This window comes from Pseudobutyrivibrio sp. (genome assembly GCF_015057185.1).
Classification (GTDB): Bacteria; Bacillota; Clostridia; order Lachnospirales; family Lachnospiraceae; genus Pseudobutyrivibrio.
Genome location: NZ_SVEV01000013.1, coordinates 56029 through 79785, shown reverse-complemented (window position 1 = coordinate 79785; position 23757 = coordinate 56029). Strand labels below are relative to the sequence as shown.

General features: G+C 41.0%; 12 protein-coding genes. 11 read left to right on the top strand and 1 reads right to left on the bottom strand.

Annotation, left to right across the window (positions count from 1 at the left end):
* The first annotated feature begins 81 nt into the window (after positions 1–81).
* A complete protein-coding gene (locus E7276_RS06885; protein WP_294215480.1) occupies positions 82–2328 on the top strand; it encodes a transglycosylase domain-containing protein in 2247 nt (748 codons plus the stop codon).
* A gap of 25 nt (positions 2329–2353) precedes the next feature.
* On the top strand, positions 2354–3292 hold the full coding sequence (locus E7276_RS06880) for an ROK family glucokinase (protein ID WP_294215476.1): 939 nt from the start codon (positions 2354–2356) through the stop codon (positions 3290–3292).
* A gap of 241 nt (positions 3293–3533) precedes the next feature.
* Here the strand turns inward: E7276_RS06880 and E7276_RS06875 are convergent, their stop codons facing one another.
* Positions 3534–4091 carry a TetR/AcrR family transcriptional regulator gene (locus E7276_RS06875; protein ID WP_294215474.1) on the bottom strand — a complete coding sequence of 186 codons (558 nt, stop codon included), beginning with the start codon at positions 4089–4091 and terminating at the stop codon, positions 3534–3536.
* A 278-nt stretch (positions 4092–4369) separates the two neighbouring features.
* Here E7276_RS06875 and E7276_RS06870 point away from each other — a divergent pair, with 278 nt between their 5' ends.
* The 9 genes from E7276_RS06870 (at position 4370) to E7276_RS06830 (ending at position 23631) form a co-directional block, all read left to right on the top strand.
* Entirely contained in the window at positions 4370–4852 is a 483-nt protein-coding gene (locus E7276_RS06870; RefSeq protein ID WP_294215472.1) for a MarR family winged helix-turn-helix transcriptional regulator, read from the top strand.
* Between the two features lie 3 nt (positions 4853–4855).
* The gene (locus tag E7276_RS06865; RefSeq protein ID WP_294215469.1) at positions 4856–6619 is read left to right on the top strand and encodes an ABC transporter ATP-binding protein; all 1764 of its coding nucleotides are present in this window, start codon (positions 4856–4858) and stop codon (positions 6617–6619) included.
* A complete protein-coding gene (locus E7276_RS06860) occupies positions 6619–8529 on the top strand; it encodes an ABC transporter ATP-binding protein (RefSeq protein ID WP_294215467.1) in 1911 nt (636 codons plus the stop codon). The genes E7276_RS06865 and E7276_RS06860 overlap by 1 nt, the downstream gene beginning before the upstream one ends.
* A gap of 1031 nt (positions 8530–9560) precedes the next feature.
* Positions 9561–9821 (top strand): hypothetical protein, encoded by a 261-nt coding sequence (locus tag E7276_RS06855; protein WP_294215464.1) that lies wholly within the window; start codon positions 9561–9563, stop codon positions 9819–9821.
* Between the two features lie 148 nt (positions 9822–9969).
* Positions 9970–10755 (top strand): hypothetical protein, encoded by a 786-nt coding sequence (locus E7276_RS06850; protein WP_294215462.1) that lies wholly within the window; start codon positions 9970–9972, stop codon positions 10753–10755.
* Positions 10756–10968: 213 nt separating this feature from the next.
* Positions 10969–11097, top strand: a complete 129-nt coding sequence (locus tag E7276_RS06845) for a hypothetical protein (protein ID WP_294215459.1) — start codon at positions 10969–10971, stop codon at positions 11095–11097.
* A 964-nt stretch (positions 11098–12061) separates the two neighbouring features.
* Complete coding sequence (locus tag E7276_RS06840) at positions 12062–12259, top strand: antitoxin VbhA family protein (protein ID WP_294215456.1); 198 nt, start codon at positions 12062–12064, stop codon at positions 12257–12259.
* 4 nt (positions 12260–12263) lie between these two features.
* Positions 12264–12875: a Fic/DOC family protein gene (locus E7276_RS06835; protein WP_294215453.1), complete on the top strand. Its 612-nt coding sequence runs from the start codon at positions 12264–12266 to the stop codon at positions 12873–12875.
* 316 nt (positions 12876–13191) lie between these two features.
* Complete coding sequence (locus E7276_RS06830) at positions 13192–23631, top strand: fibronectin type III domain-containing protein (protein WP_294215450.1); 10440 nt, start codon at positions 13192–13194, stop codon at positions 23629–23631.
* Positions 23632–23757: the final 126 nt, after the last annotated feature.

Sequence of the window (23757 nt, the reverse complement as noted above, 5' to 3'; positions counted from 1 at the left end):
AAATGACATATAGTTTGTTAACTATTAGTGAAAAGTGTCAATTATCTTGTTTATGCATTTTAGAATGATTACAATAAAATTATGAGTGAAACTGAGAAAAAACGTAGAAAAATCGATAAAAAGATTCTACGACTAATCAAATTTCAAATCGTTTTATTACTCATTATTGTTGCTGGAATTACGTATTACTATGCTAGTGGCTATGCTGCAGAGGTCTCTGCTCTTAAATCAGAGGCCATTTCTCTTGTTAAGCACTCTACTGTGGATACATTCAAGCAGATACAAACTAGCGAAGTTTACGACGCAGACGGCAACACTATTTCTGTGCTCAAGGGTGAGAAGGATGTCTATTATATTACCTTTGATGATATTCCAAGTTATGCAATTCAGGCATTGATTTCCATAGAAGATAAGAAATTTTTTAAACATAGCGGAGTGGATTATAAGGCAATAATTCGCGCCATGTACACAACTGTAAAAGAAGGTGAGGTTACTCAGGGTGGTAGTACCATTACCCAGCAGCTGGCCAGAACGATTTTCCTTAGTAATGAGAAAACCTGGCAGAGAAAAGTTGAGGAGATTTATATTGCCTCTGAGCTGGAAAAAAAGTATTCAAAGGAGCAAATTTTAGAGTTTTATTTAAATAATGTTTATTTTGCCAACGGCTATTATGGCATCGAGGCTGCAGCTAAGGGGTATTTCAGTAGGGATGTAAAGGATTTGAGTCTGTCCGAGGTTTGCTATTTGATTGCGATTCCAAACAGTCCAACCTATTACGATCCTGTGCTTAATCCTCAGAATACAATCACTAGAAGAAATCTGATTCTCAAGGCAATGCTAGATGATGGGGCCATTCAGGAGAGTACCTATAATGAAGCAATAAGTGAAAAGATTACCCTAACGAGGCCTGATTCTGTTAAGAATAATTACGTGGAAACCTACGTATATTACTGTGCAACAAGAGCGCTGATGCAGAGAAATGGATTCATTTTTTTGAATGGATTTTCAACAGATGAGGCCAAGGCTGCCTATGAAAAAAACTACGAGGAAGCCTATAACACCTGGAATGCCAGCCTTTTTACTGCAGGCTATCGAATATATACATCGATTGATATGGATATGCAGCAGGAGTTGCAGGATTCTATTGATACACATTTGGCGGAATTTACGGATGTTAGTGAGGAAGGTATATATGCACTGCAATCAGCAGCAGTTTGCATTGATAATGAAACGGGAATGACAGTGGCCATAGTAGGCGGTCGCAGTCAAGATGTTTCAGGCTACACATTGAATAGAGCATACCAAAGCTTTAGGCAGCCAGGTAGCTCAATAAAGCCGCTACTGGTGTACACTCCTGCTATAGAGTTGGGATATACTCCGGATACAATTGTGGTGGATGAGCCAATAGAGGATGGGCCGGAAAATGCATCAGGCACTTATTCCGGGGAAATTACCTTGCGGGAAGCTGTAGCCAAATCAAAAAATACAATTGCATGGCAGCTGTATGAAGAGGTTACCCCACAAAAGGGCATGGATTATTTGATAAATCTGGGATTTAGCCACATTGAAGATGAGGATTATGGAATGGCGGCAGCCCTTGGTGGTTTTACAGTGGGAGTTAGTCCGCTGGAGATGGCAAAGGGGTATGCAACAATTTGCAATGATGGTTATTTGAGGAGTCCATCCTGCATTACAAAGATTACTGATTCCGAAGGGAATATCATATATGAGCCTCAGGAAGAAGAAGTGCAAGTTTATAAAGAAAATGCTGCACGTACAATGACAGATATGCTACAATCGGTAGTGACTGACGGCACAGCAAAGGGTATCGATATGGGTGATATGCCTTGTGCCGGCAAGACTGGTACTACAAATAGTAATAGAGATGGTTGGTTTGTAGGATACACAAAGTATTATACAACCAGCGTTTGGGTGGGGTATGACCAACCAAAGCAGGTTCCAGGATTGACGGGATCGTCTTATCCAGCGGAGATTTGGCAGGATTATATGTTAAAGATACATGAGAATCTTGTGCCTGCTGATTTCATGAAACCTATTGAATATTTGGGAACAGAGGAGCAGGAGGCTTTACCAGAATTTGTTGAAAATGAAGGGGAGCCATCTGAAGAAAATGAGGGTGAACTTTTAGAGCCAGAGGGACCGTTCGACGAAGAAAATCCTGGTGAGGAGCAGGAAAATGCTGATTACCAGATTATCACCCAGACATTTGAAGGTACAGAGATTCCACCGGGAACAATTCCTGACAATGCAACAGATATTCAAATTACTACGACAACAGAAGAACCAGTGGAAAATACAACTTACTAGATAAGTAGAGGAGAGAAAGAAAGAAATGGCAAACTATGGATTTGGTTTGGACTTAGGCGGCACAACATGCAAGTGCGGCTTGTTCACAACTGCAGGAGAATTAGTAGAAAAATGGGAGGTGCCTACTGACACATCTAACGGCGGTGCTAATATTCTTAAGAATTTGGCAAAGGCTGTTCTTACAAAGATGGAAGAAAAGGGAATTACAGCAGATGATGTTTCTGGTGTTGGAATAGGAATTCCAGGTCCTGTATCTGAGGATGGTGTTGTTAATCGTTGCGTTAACCTCGGCTGGGGCGTATTTAATGTAGAAAAAGAGTTTTCTGAGTGCCTTGGCGGAATGAAGGTAAAGGTTGGTAACGATGCAAACGTTGCAGCTCTTGGTGAAGCATGGATGGGTGCAGCTAAGGATTTTAGCAGCTCTGTTATGGTGACACTTGGTACAGGCGTTGGTGGTGGAGTTATCATTAACGACAAGATTATTACTGGTGCAACAGGTGCAGCAGGTGAGATAGGACACATCAGAGTTAATTATACAGAAGAAAAGGCATGCGGATGTGGCAACAAGGGATGCTTAGAGCAGTATTGCTCAGCAACTGGAATCGCTAGACTTGCAAAGATTCGCCTTGAGAAAAACGATGACTCTACACCATTGAGAAACGCAGAGCAGCTTGATGCAAAGGCAGTATTTGATGAAGCTAAGAAGGGTGATAAGGTTGCAGTAGAAATTGCAGAGCAGGCTATGGAGTATCTTGCACAGGGGCTTCAGGTTATCTCAGCAGTAGTAAACCCAGAGGCATTCGTTATTGGTGGCGGTGTATCAAAGGCTGGTCAGTACCTCATCGACCTTGCACAGGAGAGCTTTAAAAAGATTACTTTCCACGGCTGCGCTAATACTAAGATTACACTTGCAACACTAGGAAATGATGCAGGTATGTACGGATCTATGCGCATGATTCTTTAATAAACGATGGTGAAAAATCGTTGAAATAAAAACTGATGCATAAGAAAATAATATTGTGCATAACAAAAAAGACTTGTAGCTATCAAGCTCTTAGGGTTACTCAAGCTTCACATGTTAGTGAAGCGGAGTGACCCTGAGGCTTGAGAGCGTAACAAGTCTTTTATTATTCTAATATTAACTTTAGGCATAAATTGCCTATATTAAAGAATCAGCACATATGCTACGTAACTGTAGATTACGATTATTTTTTAATAATTCCTGCGTATCCACGCTCAACAATCTTAGATGCCTCGGCTGTAAGTGTATCGAAATCGATTTTCTTGCCTCCCTTGAGCCAGTCGCGGTAAATGTATGTAATTGAAATTGTGTATGAACGTACAATTGAAGGATAATCTGTTCTCTCGAAGAACTTTGCAAATGGAGCACTTCTAAGTACGGCCTCTGTTACAGACTCATAAAAGAAAGCATAGTGATCGTCGCAGAGGAGCTTCTGCTGAACATCATTACAAGACTCTAAGTAAGCATAGAAGTTCTTGATACAACCTGGAAGGTCAAATGCCTCAGCATAATCACCGATGCTCTCGAGGATATCTGATACGATTTCCTCTTCGATTTCTGCAACTAAATCATCTAATGATGAATAGTGCAAATAGAAAGTTTTTCTGTTAATACCAGCTCTATCAGTAAGTTCAGTTATAGAAATTTCGTTATAATTCTTCTCTAAAACAAGCTCGAAAAAAGATTTTCTGATTGATGTTAGAGTTCTTCTTACACGTAAATCTTTACTTCTTTCTCTCATAAAAATACTCCTTTATATAATTATTTAACTCAAATACCCCTTGTAAGTGTGGAAAAAACCACAAATACGAGAGTAACATATTCCCCGTCTCTTTGTCTACTATACCACGGAAAAATGTCCACGAGGAATTTTTAATACTTTTTTTATAGTTTTTTTGTTGATTGGACACAATTAAGGTTGTATAATACGTTTTGTCCGAAAGCGAACTGTTCGGAATCGGAATATTCGAAACCGAACAAAGTCGGGATATTGTGTAAAAACACACGGGAAGGAGAGACATGATAGAAAAAGAATTCGATGGAAGGGTACATTTAGGATTTCTTTTAGATTGCGTAGCCAGAGAGACTAGAAATGCCGTTAATCGAGGTGTAATCGAGACCAATGACGGACAGTGCAATATGAAATATGGATGGTTACTTGGTTTTCTCCAGAGACAGAAGGATCCTGTTTTCCAAAAGGATTTGGAGAAGTTATTTCATTTTCCAAAATCAACTCTTGCAGATATGATTCAGTATTTGGAAAAGAGTGGATATATAGCAAAGGTTTCAGTTGATACCGATGCCAGAAAAAAGCAGATTGTTGTTACCGAAAAGGGTCAGAAATTCACTGAATTGGCTGAGTCTCAGATTATGGCGGTAGACGACTACATTTCTCAAGATATTCCACCGGAGCACATTGAGATATTGCTACAGGTTCTTGAGAAAATGCGTGAAAATGCTAAAAACTACAAATCGTATATAGAATTAAAGAAGGAGGATTAGAATTTGGTTAAGAGAATTCTACAGGAAATCAAAGAATACAAAGCGGCTGCTTTAGTTACTCCTGTTTTTATGATTCTCGAGGTTGCAATGGAAATGGTTATTCCGCTTCTCATCGCTGATTTGGTTGACAAGGGAGTGGAGCAAGGTAACATGAGCGAGATTTACCGCATTGGTGGATACATGCTCATCTGTGCAGTCATTGGACTTTTTGGTGGAATCATGGGAGCTGTTTATGGCAGCAAGGCATCAGCCGGTTTGGCTAAGAATTTGAGAAAGGCTATGTTTGAAAACATCCAGACCTTCTCATTCGAAAACATCGACAAGTATTCCACAGCAGGACTTGTTACACGTCTTACCACAGACGTTACTAACGTGCAGAACGCATTTATCATGGTTCTTAGAATGGGCTTCAGAGCACCAGTTACAGTTATCGTGGCCATGATACTTTCTTTCAAAATTAATGGTCGCATTGCTTCGAATTTCTTTATTGCAATGTGCATCATTCTTGGATTTATGACTTTTGTACTTTTCAAAACAAGACCACTTTTTGAGACACTTATGAAAAAGTACGATGAGTTGAATGCTTCTGTTCAGGAAAATGTTACAGGTATCAGAGTTGTTAAGGCATACGTTCGTGAAGCATTTGAAAAGACAAAGTTCATCAACGGTAGCCAGGGTATTTACAAGGCTGCAACAACCGCAGAAAAGATGATTGCTTTCACAATGCCAATGATGAGTTTGGTTGTGTATGTATGTATCATTCTTATCAGCTGGTTTGGTGCGCACTTTATCGTTATTGATGGCACACTTACAACAGGTGAGCTTGTATCATTATTCTCTTACTGCATGAACATTCTTATGTCACTGATGTTTTTCGCAATGATTTTCATCATGGTTACTATGTCAGTGGCCAGCACGAAACGTATTTATGAAGTGCTTGAAGAGAAGACAACTATTACAAACGGCGAGAATCCAGTGTACGAAGTACCTGACGGCTCAATTGAGTTTAAGGATGTTGTTTTTGGATACAATAAAACAGCTGAGAGACCAGTTCTTGATCACATCAACCTTACCATTAATTCTGGTGAGACAATTGGTGTTTTAGGTGGCACAGGTTCAGCAAAATCAACACTTGTTTCAATGATTTCACGCCTTTACGATGTAAACGAAGGCGAGGTTTTAGTTGGAGGCATCAATGTAAAGGATTACGATGTGGAAACTATTCGTAACCAGGTAGCAGTTGTGCTTCAGAACAATGTTCTTTTCTCTGGAACAATTGCAGAGAATCTTCGCTGGGGTGACAAGAATGCCACAGATGAAGAGGTTAGACGTGCAGCCAAGCTTGCTTGTGCAGATGAATTTATCGAGAAATTCCCAAATGGATACAACACACACATCGAGCAGGGCGGTACTAACGTATCAGGTGGACAGCGTCAGAGACTTTGTATCGCTAGAGCTCTTCTTAAGAAACCAAAGATTCTTATTTTGGATGACTCAACATCGGCAGTAGATACAGCTACAGACGCCAGTATCCGTCGTGCCTTCCGTGAGGAGATTCCGGGCACAACAAAGCTTATCATTGCCCAGCGTATTTCATCTGTTATGGATGCTGACAGAATCATCGTCATGGATGATGGTAAGGTCAACGACTTCGGTACACACGAAGAATTGATGGCTAGAAATGAGATTTACAAAGAGATTTACGAGCAGCAGACAGGAGCCGGCAGCGCCGACTTTGACAAGGCTCAGGAAGGAGGCGAGGACTAATGCCTAGAGGACCACAACCAGGATCAGTACCTAAACTGACCAAGGAACAGAAGGCCGCAAGACGTGGAGTTCTCGGCCGACTTGTTAAATATGTTGGAAGCAGATATCCAGTACAGCTGGTACTTGTAATTATCTGTATTTTCGTATCAGTAATCTGCAATGCAAAGGGAACAGCCTTCATGCAGCAGCTGATTGATGTATACATTTTACCTATGATAGAAAGTGGCAGCACAGATTTTGGACCACTTTTAGATGGCATCAAGACATTAATTGTCTACTATGCAATAGGTATTATCACAATGTTCTCATACAACTGGATAATGATTTTCGTTGCCCAGGGCTCGCTAAGAGATTTGAGAAATGAGATGTTTGAGAAGATGGAGGATTTACCAATCCGCTACTTCGATACACATGCACACGGCGATATCATGTCAATTTACACAAACGATATTGATACACTTCGCCAGATGATTTCACAGAGTTTTCCACAGATGTTTAACAGTGCAATCACAATCGTGACAGTATTTGTTTACATGCTGATGATGTCACCAACACTTACTGGTGTCACAATTGCAATGATTCTCGTGATTGTGTTCACCACAAAGGTACTTGCTGGCACATCTGGAAGATATTTCCGCAAGCAGCAGCAGGCTCTCGGTGCAGTAAACGGCAACATCGAGGAAATCATGAATGGACAGAAGGTTGTTAAGGTTTTCTGCCATGAAGATGAGGTAATGGAGAAGTTCAATGAGCTTAACGAGGAGCTTTACAACAACGCTTACCGCGCAAACAGATTGGCAAATTCGTTAGGTCCTGTAAACGCGCAGCTTGGTAACGTGAACTACGTTATTTGTGCAGTGGTAGGTGGTACACTTGCTCTTAACGGCTGGACAGGCCTTACACTTGGAGCGCTTGTTTCATTCCTCCAGTTTACACGATCATTTATTATGCCAATCATGCAGGTTTCACAGCAGTTCCAGTCAATTGTTCTTGCTATGGCTGGTGCCGAGCGTGTATTTACCCTCATTGATGAGGAGCCTGAGACAGACGAAGGCTACGTAATGCTTGTTAACGCAAAGGAAGAAAATGGTGAGATTGTCGAGTGCAAAGAGCGTACAGGCATGTGGGCATGGAAGCATTTCCACAAAGCAGAGGGCACTACAACTTATCAGAAGCTTGAAGGAGATATTGTTTTTGATGATGTAGATTTTGCATACAATCCAGACAAGACAGTACTTCACAACATAAAGCTTTTTGCTACACCAGGTCAGAAGATTGCATTTGTTGGTGCAACTGGTGCAGGAAAAACTACAATCACTAATCTGATTAACAGATTTTACGATATTGCTGATGGAAAGATTCGTTACGATGGAATCAACATCAACAAGATAAAGAAGGCGGATTTACGTCGTTCGCTTGGTATCGTTTTGCAGGATACTCATTTGTTTACAGGCACAATTGCTGATAACATCCGTTATGGAAAGCTTGACGCCACTGAAGAAGAGGTCATTGCAGCCGCAAAGCTTGCCAATGCAGATGGATTCATTCGCAGATTGCCACAGGGCTATGACACTGTAATCTCTGGTGACGGCGGCAACCTTTCACAGGGCCAGCGCCAGCTACTTGCAATCGCCAGAGCTGCAATCGCAGATCCACCAGTACTAATCCTCGACGAGGCTACATCATCAATCGATACTCGTACCGAGAAAATCGTTCAGGACGGTATGGACAAGCTAATGCACGGACGTACAACATTTGTAATTGCCCACCGTTTATCAACTATCCGCAACTCAGATTGCATCATGGTTCTTGACCAAGGACGCATCATCGAGCGTGGTAGCCACGATGAACTCATCACTGAGGGCGGCAAGTACTACCAGTTGTATACAGGCAAGATTCAGAATGCATAGCATATAGGGAGGGACCACGAAGTGGTGGGACCCTGTATGCCACAGCGCGCCCCATCGCGAAGCGATTTCAAATGGGCGCAGCTTTCCCGAAAGAGGGCAATTTATTAATGCCCACATGAAGTTAGGGCATTTAGGGGGGGACCCACACAGTGGGGAGAACCTGCTTCCAGATCCCATCACAGTTTAGGCTGTGGTGGGATTTTTTGTTGTAATAGTGTTGTAGGGCATATTAATTTAGAATGTTGTTTGATGAAAAACAAGAATCTATAGACTCCTGTTTTTCATCAGAAAAACTGGAATCGTAACTACCATGAAAATAGATTTATCTATTTTCATGTCCTGCGAAGCAGGATTCTTGCTGACAATTTCATTGTTTAGTCAGCAAGAAGTCATATTTTCTACTTGACAAGTCGAAAATTGCACGTTATATTAGACAACGAGTTTTGAAAGATTTGTTCTAATATAACAATCTTATTTATGGGTTCATTATCTGTGAACCTAAAATCCCATTATAACTTGAATATGAATTGAATCACTGTGAATACATGCCCTAGTACGCCTTAAATAGTACTGGGGCAAATGGGTTTTTTGCTTGCAGGAAATAGTCAGCGCCAGCAAGCGATAGGAAAGTAGCAGAGATTCTATCAATCGTATGAAGAGTATTTATTTAAATAATTGATTTAGACCTAAGAATTCAGGAATTTGGCATAACGTAGGTGTGGAGTAAGGGTCTGCAACACGTGGAGATAGGAATAGAGTAGAGTTTCGTGTCATTATGGGCTGTAGAGAGGCCTGAGGACACGAAGGAGTAGAGAAAGAGTAGATGTACGTGTCAGCAGAGCGGGGAGAAGACACGAAGGAGTGGAGAAAATGCGGAGATTCGTGTTGGAAGAGTGTTCAGAAGACATGAAGGAGTAGTGAAAATGTAGATGTACGTGTCAGTGGAGTGGGCATAGGACACGAAGAAGTGGAGAAAATGCAGATGTACGTGTCGGCAGAGCGGGGAGAAGACACGAAGGAGTGGAGAAAATGTGGATGTACGTGTCAGCGTAGAGAGCAGAGGACACGAAGAAGTGGAGAAAATGCAGAGATTCGTGTCAGTGGAGGGGGCAGAGGACACGAAGAGGTGGAGAAAATGTGGATGTACGTGTCAGCGTAGAGAGCAGAGGACACGAAGAAGTGGAGAAAATGCAGAGATTCGTGTCAGTGGAGAGAGCATAGGACACGAAGAGGTGGAGAAAATGTGGATGTACGTGTCAGCAGAGCGGGGAGAAGACACGAAGGAGTGGTGAAAATGCAGAGATTCGTGTCAGCAGAGAGCACAGCAGACACGAAGAGGTAGAGAAAGAGAAGGAAATCGTGTTTACGGAGAAAGAGTAAGGCACGAAATCAAGCGGAAATGTGAAATTACGTGTTTATATTAAAGAGGAGTAAGAAGATATGAAAAAATACTACGAGAAACTTGAGAATATAAAACTGATATTGGCGAAACTAGAGAAGTTAATGATTGACAAAGCAGAGGATATTGACGGTACAATCAGTTTTTCCAAGAGAAAAAACGGTTATCAATACTACATTTATCACCCAGATAAAAGCCGTACTTACATTAAGAAAACTGATCTTGACATAATAAAAAACATGGCGCAGCAAGAGTATTATAGAAATTTAAAGGATGAGCTGGAAAAGCAAAAGAAGCAATTAGAGCAATTCCTTGATAATTATCATGAGCTCGCCTTGAAAGAGGTATATGAGAATAGGAGCCATGCCAAAAGAATCTTGATCGAGCCATTAATTCTGCCGGATGAACAGTATATAGAGCAGTGGTTGCAGCAGCGTCCAGGAAACCAAAATCCATTTCCAGAGAAAGGTAAGTACAAAACGGAGCGCGGAGAGTATGTGCGGTCGAAATCAGAAAAAATATTGGCAGATTTGTTCTATAAGTACAATATCCCCTATCAGTATGAGCCAGAGATAAAGCTAAAAAATGGTAAAACAATATATCCGGATTTTGTTTTGTTAAATGTAAAAGAGCGCAAGACTATTTACTGGGAGCATTTGGGATTGGCTTCAGACCCAGATTATGCAAGTAAAAACCTAGAGAAGCTTAATATGTACGAGAAAAATGGAATAATGCTTGGGCAGGATTTGATAGTTTCGATGGAAACGGAGCTCGCGCCATTAGATATAAAACTAATTGAAGAGAAAATCAAATGGTATCTGAATTGACAACAGAGATTGGATAAATAGCGGGAAATCAAATGTAATAATAAATACTAAAATAATAGAAAATGTAAAAAGCTTTTAATCATGAAAGAAAATACTGCATCTGCAATGTGTTAGAATGCGAAAATATCTACATATTAAATCTAATCAGCGTGGTAATATTATGTGATATTAATGAAGAAAACAAGATAGATAAGTGTTATCCGCTCCATCAATATGATTGTGAACAGAGCCATCAAAGAATTAGCTGAGGTAGCAAATGTAGCTAGTGAGGAAAAAGTTGTAGGAGAGGTAATAGATGGAATTATATTTCTTACAGATGCGGATGTCATGGAATTGAAGTAGTATATAAGAATATTTTTAGAAGCCCATGCTGGCAAAAAAGAGGTATAAAACCATTGATTGTCACACTTCTTGATTATCCTGTAGAAAAAATCTAAGAGCAGAACAGGAACAGAACATTTACGGAATAAAAAAGTAACAAAAGATGAACGACATCGGAACAAGAATAAGCACCAAGACAGAAGATAAACACCACAGTATCAGAGGTAGAAGTATGAAAATAATTGCCTTGCAAAAAGAATTAACGAGGGTAAATTATGCATTATCACTAGGTGGAATGGTGATAAATATGGGTGCGATGATAATACCGATGATGATATTGTTTTAGAATCAGAAATTTGCAATGGCGGCATCGGATACAGCCCTGTGCTGGTTACTTTGTTGACTCCAGTTTTAACTAAAATAGTTGAAGCGAAGAACAACCAATATAAGCATACCATGGGGATAGTGGCACAAAGCGTAAGCATTTGAGTGTGCGTCATCTTCCTTAGTCGTATCCAGGTCGACTACATAGCCATACCAACTTTATGGTAGAGAAAGCCTCGCCATGCTTTAATGCTGGCCTTAGGTGGGGAAGAATGTGGAAAGAGAATATAGAAATCGTGCTCTTAGGTGGATACACTTCACAGGTGCGGTGGCAAGCGGTGTTGTCATGTGGTACTCAGGAAAATATCAACTCAGAGACAGCATAAAATGACCCAACTGCAAATGCATAAGTTATGTGTTATAATAAAACCAAATCAATCTGTGACCAATGTCAATAATAAAGTGGCAGTCAGTCGCAGATTTACCATTACAGTTAGTGGGCGTATTCCATAAATAGCCCAAAGCAGGCGCAAGGATTTTGAAATTTCATTTTCGCATTCAGAGATTTCACTAAAGTGAGACATGATTTTTGTTATCAAAAACATGCCGGTTACAGATGCTGAATTTCTTGAAATTCCATATCCTAAAAAAGGTGAAAAATATGGTTTTTAATCCGATAACTAAGGAGAGATTAATGTCTACAGATGAGAAAATAGCTAGCGTCTCTGCCTCGTTTGCAATGGAGGATATGATACTCACACCGCAGGAGATTGAACGCGGGAGAATGATCATTGAAAAAGAGATTGATGTTGAGGATGTGATTCGCGAGATTACATCTAGATATGTTTCAGTAGGATAAGCCTATGATGGATGAATATTACCGCTATGAGTACGAGGATAACGGTCAGTATTGCTATCCTCACACTCATGTCCTCAAAAACAAACTTGATATTCACGACAAGGATGAGCTGTTCAAGGTAGAGCAGGAGATTTCCTCTGCCAGATACTTTGAAATTAGCCAGCGCCCAATTCCGGGTGACTTTTCCCTGGACCATCTGCGGGCAATTCACAGGTATTTGTTCAAGGATATCTATGAGTGGGCTGGAGAAATCCGCACCGTGGACATTTCCAAGGGCACCATTTTTTGCCTGACCCAGTTCATCGAGATTGAGTTTAAAAAGGTTCAGGATTGGATAGTTGCCAACAATTATCTGAAGGATGTGGATAACAAGGAAGAAATGTCCAAGAAATTGGCATATCTCATGGGCGAGATTAATATGATTCATCCTTTCAGAGAGGGTAACGGTCGCGCCCAGCGCGTGTTTATCGAATACATCTGCAAAAACAGCAATCATTTCGATATAGATTTTTCAAAAACAACTAAAAATGACATGATTCTAGCCAGCAAAGAGAGCTCAGTCCTGAATTACGGACCATTTGAGGAGCTCCTCTACAAATGCTTGGTAGATATCTAAAATACAACCAGTAGAAAGCATCTCACTTTGTACCGATCACCAATCGTTAGATTTTGATCTGACTTTTCGGGGCATCGATACACTGTGAGGTGCTTTTTTTGAACATAAATATTAATAAGAAATCATTTAATAGTCAATTCACTAATAATTCACAGAAATTCCTACTAATGTCTGTAAAATTCATGTTAGGAAAGTCCGATATTGAAATTGTAGTACTACACCTATGTCTATTTTTGCTATGCAAATTTAGGGAAAAAGGTGTGGAAAAACAAAAGAAAGATGTTAGAAAAGGGGTTCTAGCAAAGGGGATTGGACTATGAAAGACAATTTGACTAAATTAAAAAGATTAGTGGCATTTCTGATGTGTATGTTGATGTTGACAACAACAGTTGGAGATGACTTTTTCTCAATGGCGGAGGACGACATCCAAGTGGAGGAGTCTGCGCCTTCAGGTGGAGGAGAAGCGGCGGCAGCACCTGCGGACAGTGGTTCAAGTCAGGAGGCTGTAGTTAGTTCTGCGCCTAGCGGAGATGCTCCAGCAGCAGATGCAGCAGGAACAGAAGCATCAGCAGACCAAACATCAGGTGATGCAGCAGGTCAAGACCAGACAGGAATTGCCCCAGCGGTAGCGGCAGCAATTGAAACTGCAGGGGAAGTGCCAGCTGCAGAAGGTCAGCCAACAGACGGTCAGTCATCAGAGGCCCAGCCAACAGACCCACAGCCAACTGACGGCCAGCCAGCAGACCCACAACAATCAGGCAACCAAACTCCAGAAAACCCAACTCCAGAAAACGAGGCAGATACCCCTAATACAAATACAGACCAAACAACCCCAACAGACAATCCAGGAACAGACCCTACAACTATAGATCCAGCCAACCCAGACCCAACAATAGTAGTAGAGGACCCAAATGCAATCCCAGAAGTAGATCCTGAGAATCCAGAAATCATTGACCCTGAAGAGCCAGTAGAACCAGAGGAAATCGAGGCCCCTACAGACAAGGAAACATGCGAACACAAATGGGAATATACATCAAATAACGACGGAACCCACATCAAGCGATGCTCTAAGTGTAATGAAGAATCAACTGAGAACTGTAGCTTTGATGATAATGGTGTTTGTACTTTGTGCGGCTACGTTCAGGAAACAGAGTGTCAGCACGAGTGGGAATATGTCAGCAACGAGGACGGCACCCACACTAAGACATGTAAGCATTGCGGCGTATCAGAAATCGAGGAATGTACATACGACGCAGACGGCATATGTATTTACTGCGGACAGGTAAAAGAAGACGAAGCCTACGAGCTTATTTATACAGAGATTTCTACCACAGTTGACGGCGTGGTAATTACAGTAAAGGGTGAGATGCCAGCAGGCGCCTCATTAGATGCTAAATCAATCTCTATTTCACAGGCAGAGTCAATCCTTGAAAATACAGATGCTTCAGATTTTAATGTATTCAAAGCATTTGATATCAACATCATTGACCAGAAGGGCAATTATTATCAACCACAGAACGATGGAAACAGTCTTGAGATTACTGTAAAGGGTATCGATGAGGTTGCAGAGGTTCCTGATGAGCAGGTAGAGGTAATCCGCGTTCAGGACGAGAGCTCTACCACAGCAGAAACTGTATCATCTACAGTAAGTGGAACAGACGTAACCTTCGACGCCGACCACTTCTCATATTACTTCATCGGTGGAACAACAAGCGACAGTGATTTGACTGTATATTCATACCAGACATTGAGCACAACTGGAACTATTGGCGCGGATGATAGCGGAAATGGTCAGTATGTAAAAGTAAATAGTGCTTCATTCCAGGTATACATCGAAGCAGGTGACGACTTTACTTGCCAGGCTCAGGTTTACAGAGATATAACAAGTACTGATAGTCCTATGTCTGGAACAGCCATTGGCTCAGTCCATACAGAAAGCATTTCTGCAGAAGAGGTAGCAGCAGGAGGTTCAGGCTGGTATCAGGTAACGTTTGATTTCACATCAGACTCTGACCCTTATATGTACACAGGCACAAATTATGCAGTAAGATTCTTTAGCTTTGGTAATGATGTTAGTGTTAAAACAGATATTGGTGGTGCCTCAGAGGCAATTTTCCTTGATTCTACAAAGCAATCTAAGGAAAATGCCATTACTGTAGCGCTCTCTGATGGAGTTACAGATCCAGGTGATATCACTGGCATCAGAATGACATCATCTAAATATGCAACTCAGCTGGTTGCTTTATCAAATGTAGAAACAGATACATCAAGTTCAAACTATGGCTATGCAACAAACTTCGCAGGAGACATTTATTACCTTTTAGGTGATACAGATACACTTTCAGTTGAGTTAAATCCTAGCCGCACCAGAAGTATAACCTGGTCAAATTCAAATACTGATGTTGTATCTATAAGCGGCAGCGGCATGACTCGCTCACTTACAACTAAAAATCCAGGTACTGCAACTATCACAGCTACCTACAATAGCGGCATTACTGCCACATTAAATGTGCATGTTGTCCAGCCACTTTTGAACGGTAGCACCGTGTCTACATATGAGTCCACAGCAACATATAAAGGCGTCCAGTATGCACCAACACCTACACTTTCAGAGGATGGTAGCGCATCCACATATGGCTCATCCTACATAGGAAACGTTACCTACGCTGACAATGAGAATGCTGGAACAGCAACAGTTACTATTCCATTTACTATTTCAAGCTCTAACTCTGGCAAGAGCACAACGTTCACTTATTCAGTGCAGTTTACTATCAGCCCTGCAGAGCTGAACTATACAACATTCTCAAGTGATTCAGGCTTTGCCATTGCAATAGACATTGATGACGATACAGTCACAAGTGTAACTCATCCATTGAGTGGAATCTCAGCAATTGACGCCACTTATGGTCTTACTATGGGAGAAAGTGCTGACTACACAATTAGCCTTTCAAATAAAACCTACACCACAGGTGGAATCCAATATACTGTAACTCTTGCAGCAGGTGGTAGCGGAAACTATACAGTTTCAAGCGCAGACTACAGCGGAACCTACACATACACCACCAGCAATATGAACATCAACGATTATGCTTATGTTGAGTGGAATGACGATGCAACTACCTACTTTACATACACAGGTAGCAGCATTTATGCAATGACAAGCGATGGAAATTACATTACAGATCAGACCGCTCTTACAACCTATTGGACCACAAAGCCATTTACATTCTATGTGCTAAGCTCAGGTAGCGAGGCAACATGGATTACAGCTGATACTATCAGCGCAGTTACATATTCAAATAATGAGGATGCTGGTACTGCATTTCTTAAAATTGGGGTAAGCGGATACGAAGGTACCCTTGATTTGACATACACAATTGCAAAGGTAAATATTTCTCAGGCATACACAACACTTACCGATGAAAACGGTGGAAGTACGCCTGGTTCCTATGCACATCCTGCTTATACTCACAAATCAGATGGCTCTGCAATCCAGCCAGATACCTACACTCACACCGACGCAACTAGTGGTGAAACTGTAAGCAACCTATCTGTTAAATATCAGGGCTCTTCTGGAACAGAGCTAACAAAGGATGTAGACTACACAGTCAGCTACAGCAACAATACAGCTATCAGTACTGAAGTAGGAAGTCCCGCTGCTATTATCCTTACCGGTAAGGGTAACTTCCAGGGAACAAAGACAATTTACTTCGATATTGAAGCAAGCTTCTCTGATGATGTAATCATTACAGTTAAAAACTCGCAGGCTTCAGCAGCTACAAGCTGGGCAACAACCTATAGCAAGACATTTGACAATACTGCAACAAAGCCACCAGTACAGGCGGTACAGCTAGGCGGAAATGCCCTTACACTTACCAGCTCAGGCTCATCTGATACTGGCTACTATGTCCTTGGTTGGGGTAGCGCTATAGATACATCTGCCTCGACTGCAGCAGGTGTTATCACAGGAACAGATGTAACAAATGTTGGAACAAAATATGTAGTAATTGCCGGCACAGGTAACTATGCAGGCAAGTACGCCTATGCCACATACAAGATTACTCAGGCTAATCTTTCAAAGACAAAGTTCAATCTGACTACTAGCTCAAAGACCTATACAGGTAGCGAGATTACCTTAACAGATCCAGATGACTATACTATTACTTATACTTCTGGCGGCTCTGTGGTAGAAACACTGGAGCTAGGCACAGATTATACAATCGCATTTTCTAATAATGTAAATGTATCCACAGCAGCGGCATATACCGTTACGGCAGTGGATGGAGGAAATTATACTGGTACTATTACTGGAACATTTACAATTGCAGCAGCTAGTTTAGATGATTGCACCGTAACATTACCAGATAGTATCAAGACCTCAACAGGCGATTATGTAATGCCATATACAGGAAAGGCTCTTACACCAGCTGTTACTGTAAAATTAGGCGGAGTTGCCATGGGAACAAGTTCTGATACATGTGACAATTTCAAGGTTACATATGCGAACAATACAGCAGTTGGAACAAATACTGCAACCGTAACAGTAACAGGTCAGGGCAACTTGACAGGTACCGCGGTACTATATTTTAGCATTACATCAAAGAGCATTGAGGATATGACTATTACAGTTAATTCATACTCAATCTCTTATTCAAGTACAAAAAATCGTTGGGAATGCTCACAATACAACCCAACATATACAGGTAAAAAGAGAAAACCTACAGTAGCTGTATATGACGGTGCAGTAAGCGATGAGAACCTGATTTCTTCTTCTAACTACAGCACAAGCTATGGCGCTAATACAAATGTTAGCGATGATTCCTATGTGACAATCACCGGTATTGGAAACTTTACTGGTTCTATAAAGGTATACTTTAGCATCGCACCAAGGGATATTACTGCAGATACTGTAACAAAGACATATGATACCGAGGTAGAGTACATAGCCGAGGGAACATTACATAAACCAACATTTACAATCATAGATACCAGCACTAATCTTCTAGTAAATCCATATACACTAGTAGAGGATACAGACTATACGGTTACTGGAGATTCTGCGGCCACAACAGCCGGAGACAATGGCGGCGCAGGCTACACAGCAACAGTAACAGGTACAGGAAATTACACTGGTACAATTGAGTATAAATACACGGTAGGTCATAGTCTTGCAAATGTTTCAGTACAGTTACAAAATCCAGTAATAACAACAACTACTTATTATTCAACAAGTGGCAGTGCAACTGAGGTAACATCTACCAACAAGGATGACCCATTCCAGGTAAGCTACATAGGAAGTAACTTGCCAACTCCTGTTGTAACATTGGGCGGCTCTGTATTATCTACTACAAAATATACAGTAACCAGAGCCAGCTCAAAGGGCGGTACCGATTACACTAATTCATACAATGGAACAAATACAATCACAGTAACCCTCACTGGTACAGATGGCTACTATGGTACCTTTGACTTTAAATATACAGTGCTACCTATAAGCTTTAATAACCTGACTGATTCAGGAACAGAGGGTCTTATTGTAAGTGATTCTATTGGTGCAGGAGCTCGTACATACACAGGCTCTACATACGATATTACTGGCACTCTATCGGTAAAATATATTGTTGGTACATTTGAAGAGACACTAACATACAACACTGATTTCAGAATCCTTGATAAAGACGGAAATGCCAAGACAACAATTGGTCCTGATATAGGCTCAGTAGAGGCAAATAAGGTATACCTGCATGGTATAACAACAGGAAATGGAAACTATACTGACTCACATTACTATCAGTATGTAATCAAGAACGGAGTTCTTGGAGGAATAGTATTTGATACAAGCTCAGGTGTTGTTACCTACTCTGCTTGCTATGAAGCAAAGGGCGATACTAACCTGTATTACTGGGTAAGCTATAGCGATACGGACCCTGTAGATATCACAAAATACGTATCAGTAACTAATGATGCAGGCACAACCCTTACAGCTGGAACTGACTATAACCTTACAGTTACAGCGCCAAGTAGTGGAATTGGAACAGCTACTATTGTGGCTACAGGTATAGGAAACTATGCCGGTTCTACAGAATCACCTCACACAGCTACATCTACCTATGAGATAGTTGCAATTTCTGCAGACAATCTCAATGTAGTTGTTAATGGTGAATATTCATACACCGGCAGCCAGATTAAGCCTACAAATCTTACAGTTACATATGGTGGAAAGACCCTAACAGAGGGCACTGATTACGAAATAACAGGTTATGGTACAAATATCTATCCAGGAAACTATAGAGGTGCCTCAACTACATATCCTAACTATGTAACAGTTACAGGAAAAGGAATATACACCGGAACGAAAAAGGCTTACTTCACTATTTATGTTGATTTGAGTGATACGGTGGAAGTAGAGGATTCTAGCGGAAATAAGCATGCTAGAGTTACAGTTGAAACATCAGGTTCCTATGTAATAGGTGGATCTAATTATGCTGCAACTGTAAAATATTATGATTTACCTAATGAAACATACGTAACACTTAATCAAACAGCAGCCACAGATGAGGTTAACTACACAGTTGCTGCAAGTACCTCAGAGCCAGGTGTGGGCAAAATAATAGTTACAGGCGACCACTCTGGAAATAATAATGTGGGATACAATTCGAGAGAGATTGATGCAAACTTCGTAGTAGATCTTTCATCTACTTATGGATCAAGCTACGTATATCTCACAAAGGATGAGTTTGCATACACAGGCAGTGCAATCAACGTATTAGATTATCTGTATGTCCTTGGAACAGAAGGAACAGACTATACAGTAACTCCATCTGATGACACATATACAAAGGCTGGTCCACAGACATTAAAGATTACTGCAACTACAGGTTCTACATATTACAAGAACAGTATTACTTTGACCTACTATGTGAAGTATGATTTGGACACAGCTGTAATCACATTCTCAGGTACACATATTACCTATAGTGAGGGCATTTATTACACTACCTACACAGGCAGCGATGTAGCATTTGATGTTATTGTTAAGTGTCCAGATAGCTCAGGTATAGATATTTACGACAGTTCAAATACATACGTAAAGGCTACTTACACAGATATTAAGAATGTAGGCACCCATATTATCAAGATTCAGAATAACAACTCTGACTACGTAATGGGTGGACCACGTGAGATAACCCTTGTAATTCAGGGACTTGATATCAGCACTGCTACAGTGACCCTTTCAGGCACATCCTTTGAGTACACAGGCGAATTTATCAAGCCTACAGTTACAAGCGTAGTTTACAATGGTACGTCTCTAACTGAGGGCACAGATTACACAGTTTCATATGCTAACAACCAAAATGTAAGTGCCACAACAACAAGCACATACGTAATCATTACTGGTAAGGGAGCCTTCGAAGGCAGCTCAAAGACGGATAATTACTTCCAGATTACACAGAAGGATTTGAATGATTGTGTCATTACCTTTGATACGGCTGTTTATGCTGGAAATGGTGTTGCAGTAACCCCAACCTTTAAGGTTACAAATGGCGTCCAGACCCTAACAGAAGGTGTGGATTATACAATTACCGGTTGGGGAAATAATGAGCCGCTCGCTGGAAGCAGCGATTGGGTCAGCGGTGATTATGTACGTCAAAAGACAGATGCAGATGCACCTTATGTGACAATAACAGCAGTTGCAAATGGTAATTATAAGAACTCACAGACAGATACATTTACAATAGAAAAGCTTGACCTTAGAACAGCTTCTGTAGATATCACCAAGACATCTGCAGAGTACACTGGAGAGGCGCAGGATATTTCTACAATCCTTAAGCTTCAGGTAAATGGCGTAGATTTAATCTATAACAAAGATTACCAAATCACAATCACAGGTGTTTCTGGCACAACAGTAACAGAAAAGAATGACTATGCAATAAGCATTGGCGGTGTATATTGCTGTAAGAGTACAGTATCCAAAACCTTTAGCATTACCACACGTTCTATCCCTGGAAACTGGGCAGAGAACTACTCCGGTGATGAATGGACTGGTAACTCCGATAAGATCACAATTACTGTTGGTTCTGTTAGAGAACTAAATACTGACCCAGTGATAACTATTACAGATGGTGGAGTAAAAGGATATTCCGCTGAAAATCCAAAGACACTGACTTATGGAACAGACTACACATTTACCTGTGAAAGAAATGACAGCGGTGGCGGTGGTGCGTGGGATACAACCACTGTTCAGGACGGCTACAACCACTACGGAATCGCTGCAGATTCTCCATATGTAATCATCACTGGTATGGGTAACTACAGTAGTGAAGCTATTATGGTTCCATTTACAGTAGGTATTGACCTGGGAGAGCTTTATGATAATGCCCAGGAGAATCCGCAGGTTACACCATATCTTGATTACACACGATCTGGTACATATATCGCAGAGTTTGATTACGATGGAGTAAGTCATATTCCAACAATTACCAATATGACAATCCACGAAAGCGATGGCTCTACCACAACCTTGACAGCAGACGACTATACATTGACAGTTGCTGATGCGATTACTGGTGAGGAAGACTCTATCAGTGCAGGCGAAAAGACTGTTACTATAAAGGGACAGGGTCAGTACTACGGCAGCTTTACAGATGAGTACAAGATTAACTACCGTATGCTTACAGGTGGAATTACCTGGACAAATGATTACACTAGAGAAAGTGGCAACAACACTGATATCACATTTGTAATGTCAGATGATGATATGACAGTGCTTACAGCCACTGAGTCATCTGCAATTTACAATACATCAATATATGCAGGCTGGTACTATGAAGAATATGGCGGTTCAGCAATTAAGCCTACGCTTGATATTACCGATGCAGGCTTGTCAGATGAATTAACTAGCAAGCTAATTGACCCATCAGATTACAATGTAACCTATGGTAATAATAATGCTTACTATGATCCTACCCTTGGTTTGGATTCTGCACCATATGCAAAGATTACATTTGATGCAGTTGATGAAACCACAGGAAAGCCAGGAAATTACTATGGTTCAGGTACTGTTATCATGGTTTACTTCTTAGTTGGTAAGAATGATCTTGCTAAGAATGGATTCAAGGTACAGTATGAGCGCGAATCTGAGCTGAAGCCACTTGATTACACATTTACGTATGATGGTACATATCAGAAGCCAGCAGTTGTTGTTTCTGATAATTCATCAACAGCACTTACACAGAATGTGGACTACAAGGTTTACTACAGTGCTGAGTGGTTGGGTGAGGAACCAACATCAGAGCAGCTTGCAGCAGTTGTCACACCTAGAGACCCATCACAGTCATATGTATATGTAGAGGGTATTGGTAGCTACACAGGCATTCTTTATAGATGCTTCAATATTGTAGCTCCAATGAATTTGACAGAGATTTGCAAGCTGTCAGCAGATGGTACGACAGTAGAATACACAGGCATCAAGGACCAGTTCCAGACAGGTGAACCTATCACACCTGAGTTTGATGTAATTCTCTATAGAGTGGACAAGACAGAATCTGAGTCTGCATTCATTACGCTTACAAAGGATATGGACTATACAATAACCGTAACATCTACAGACAATTACAAGTCAGTAGGAACAGTTACACTGTCAGCTAAGTCTGCTTACTACACAACGCCTGACAAGGTTGAGAATTTCAACATCAAGCTGGACAAGGATTTAGTTGAAATCACAAATTACGATTCAACCTACAAGTACACAGGCTACAAGATTGAGCCAGAATTCAAGACAAATTATGACAATATTTCTGTAACAGGAGTCACCTACAAACGTGATGATGTGGTTACTACTGATTTGGTTTCCGTTGGTGACATCGTAGCAGAGGTTTCATGGCAGTCTACATCAGGTGACACAGGTATTTCAAATGCAGAATATTCAATCATCCAGCGCCCTATTTCAGAGTGCTCGGTTGTATACTCTAAGACTCAGAGATACACAGGCAGCAAGATTACACCTAGCATCACTGTATTCCTGAAGACTGAGTCTATAGCTGGAGAATCGCAGGTTTACTCACTTACAGAGGGCTCTGATTATACAGCAGACTACGGTAACTATATTAGCGGTACAGGAACAATTGCACTTACAGGTAGTGGAAGCTTCAGTAGCTCTAAGACTGTAAATTACGCGATTGCCCTCTGGCCAATAGTAAATCTCAAGAGAACTGCATCTACAGAGAGCTCAATATCTGTATCATGGGTACGTGATGTTTACTCAGACGGAACAGAGCTCACATTGCTCAAGATGAACTCTAGCGGCTCATACTCTACAGTAAAGACTGTAAAGGTAGCAGGTACAGCAACAAAGTACACATTTGATGGTCTTGAAGCTAGTACTAACTATCAGATAAAAGCTAGAGCATACACTGATAGTGGTGTATTTAGTACCAAATATGTAAGCATCAATGCTTCAACAGAGATAGCAACATCTGGTATTACAGTAACAGCTAGTGGCAATTCATCAGCATCCGTATCTTGGACAGACAGTGGAGACGTAACAGTCTACTATATCTACAGAGATACAAACACAACATCAACTTCTGATGACACATTAGTTGCAGTATACCCAGCAGCTAACAGCCCATACACAAATACTGGACTTGCAAGTGGCACCTACTACTACCGTGTAGTTGGCTACTATCTAAATGGAAGCAGCGAGCTTGTTGAAATCTGCAAGTCAGATTATGAATCAGTAACAATTACAAATTAAAAGCAATAAAGAAGTAGCCCAAGGCCTTGCGCCCTGGGCTGCTTTTTGTGAATTTTTTATTAAACTGTGTATTTAGCTACAATAACTGCTAAAATATAAGCAAATAAGCTTGGGGAAGCGTAATGT

Coding starts and splice junctions, on each gene's coding strand:
- E7276_RS06830 (WP_294215450.1), top strand. CDS start 13,192: ATGAAAGACAATTTGACTAAATTAAAAAGATTAGTGGCATTTCTGATG.
- E7276_RS06850 (WP_294215462.1), top strand. CDS start 9,970: ATGAAAAAATACTACGAGAAACTTGAGAATATAAAACTGATATTGGCG.
- E7276_RS06835 (WP_294215453.1), top strand. CDS start 12,264: ATGATGGATGAATATTACCGCTATGAGTACGAGGATAACGGTCAGTAT.
- E7276_RS06885 (WP_294215480.1), top strand. CDS start 82: ATGAGTGAAACTGAGAAAAAACGTAGAAAAATCGATAAAAAGATTCTA.
- E7276_RS06875 (WP_294215474.1), bottom strand. CDS start 4,091: ATGAGAGAAAGAAGTAAAGATTTACGTGTAAGAAGAACTCTAACATCA.
- E7276_RS06845 (WP_294215459.1), top strand. CDS start 10,969: ATGATTGTGAACAGAGCCATCAAAGAATTAGCTGAGGTAGCAAATGTA.
- E7276_RS06870 (WP_294215472.1), top strand. CDS start 4,370: ATGATAGAAAAAGAATTCGATGGAAGGGTACATTTAGGATTTCTTTTA.
- E7276_RS06840 (WP_294215456.1), top strand. CDS start 12,062: ATGGTTTTTAATCCGATAACTAAGGAGAGATTAATGTCTACAGATGAG.
- E7276_RS06880 (WP_294215476.1), top strand. CDS start 2,354: ATGGCAAACTATGGATTTGGTTTGGACTTAGGCGGCACAACATGCAAG.
- E7276_RS06860 (WP_294215467.1), top strand. CDS start 6,619: ATGCCTAGAGGACCACAACCAGGATCAGTACCTAAACTGACCAAGGAA.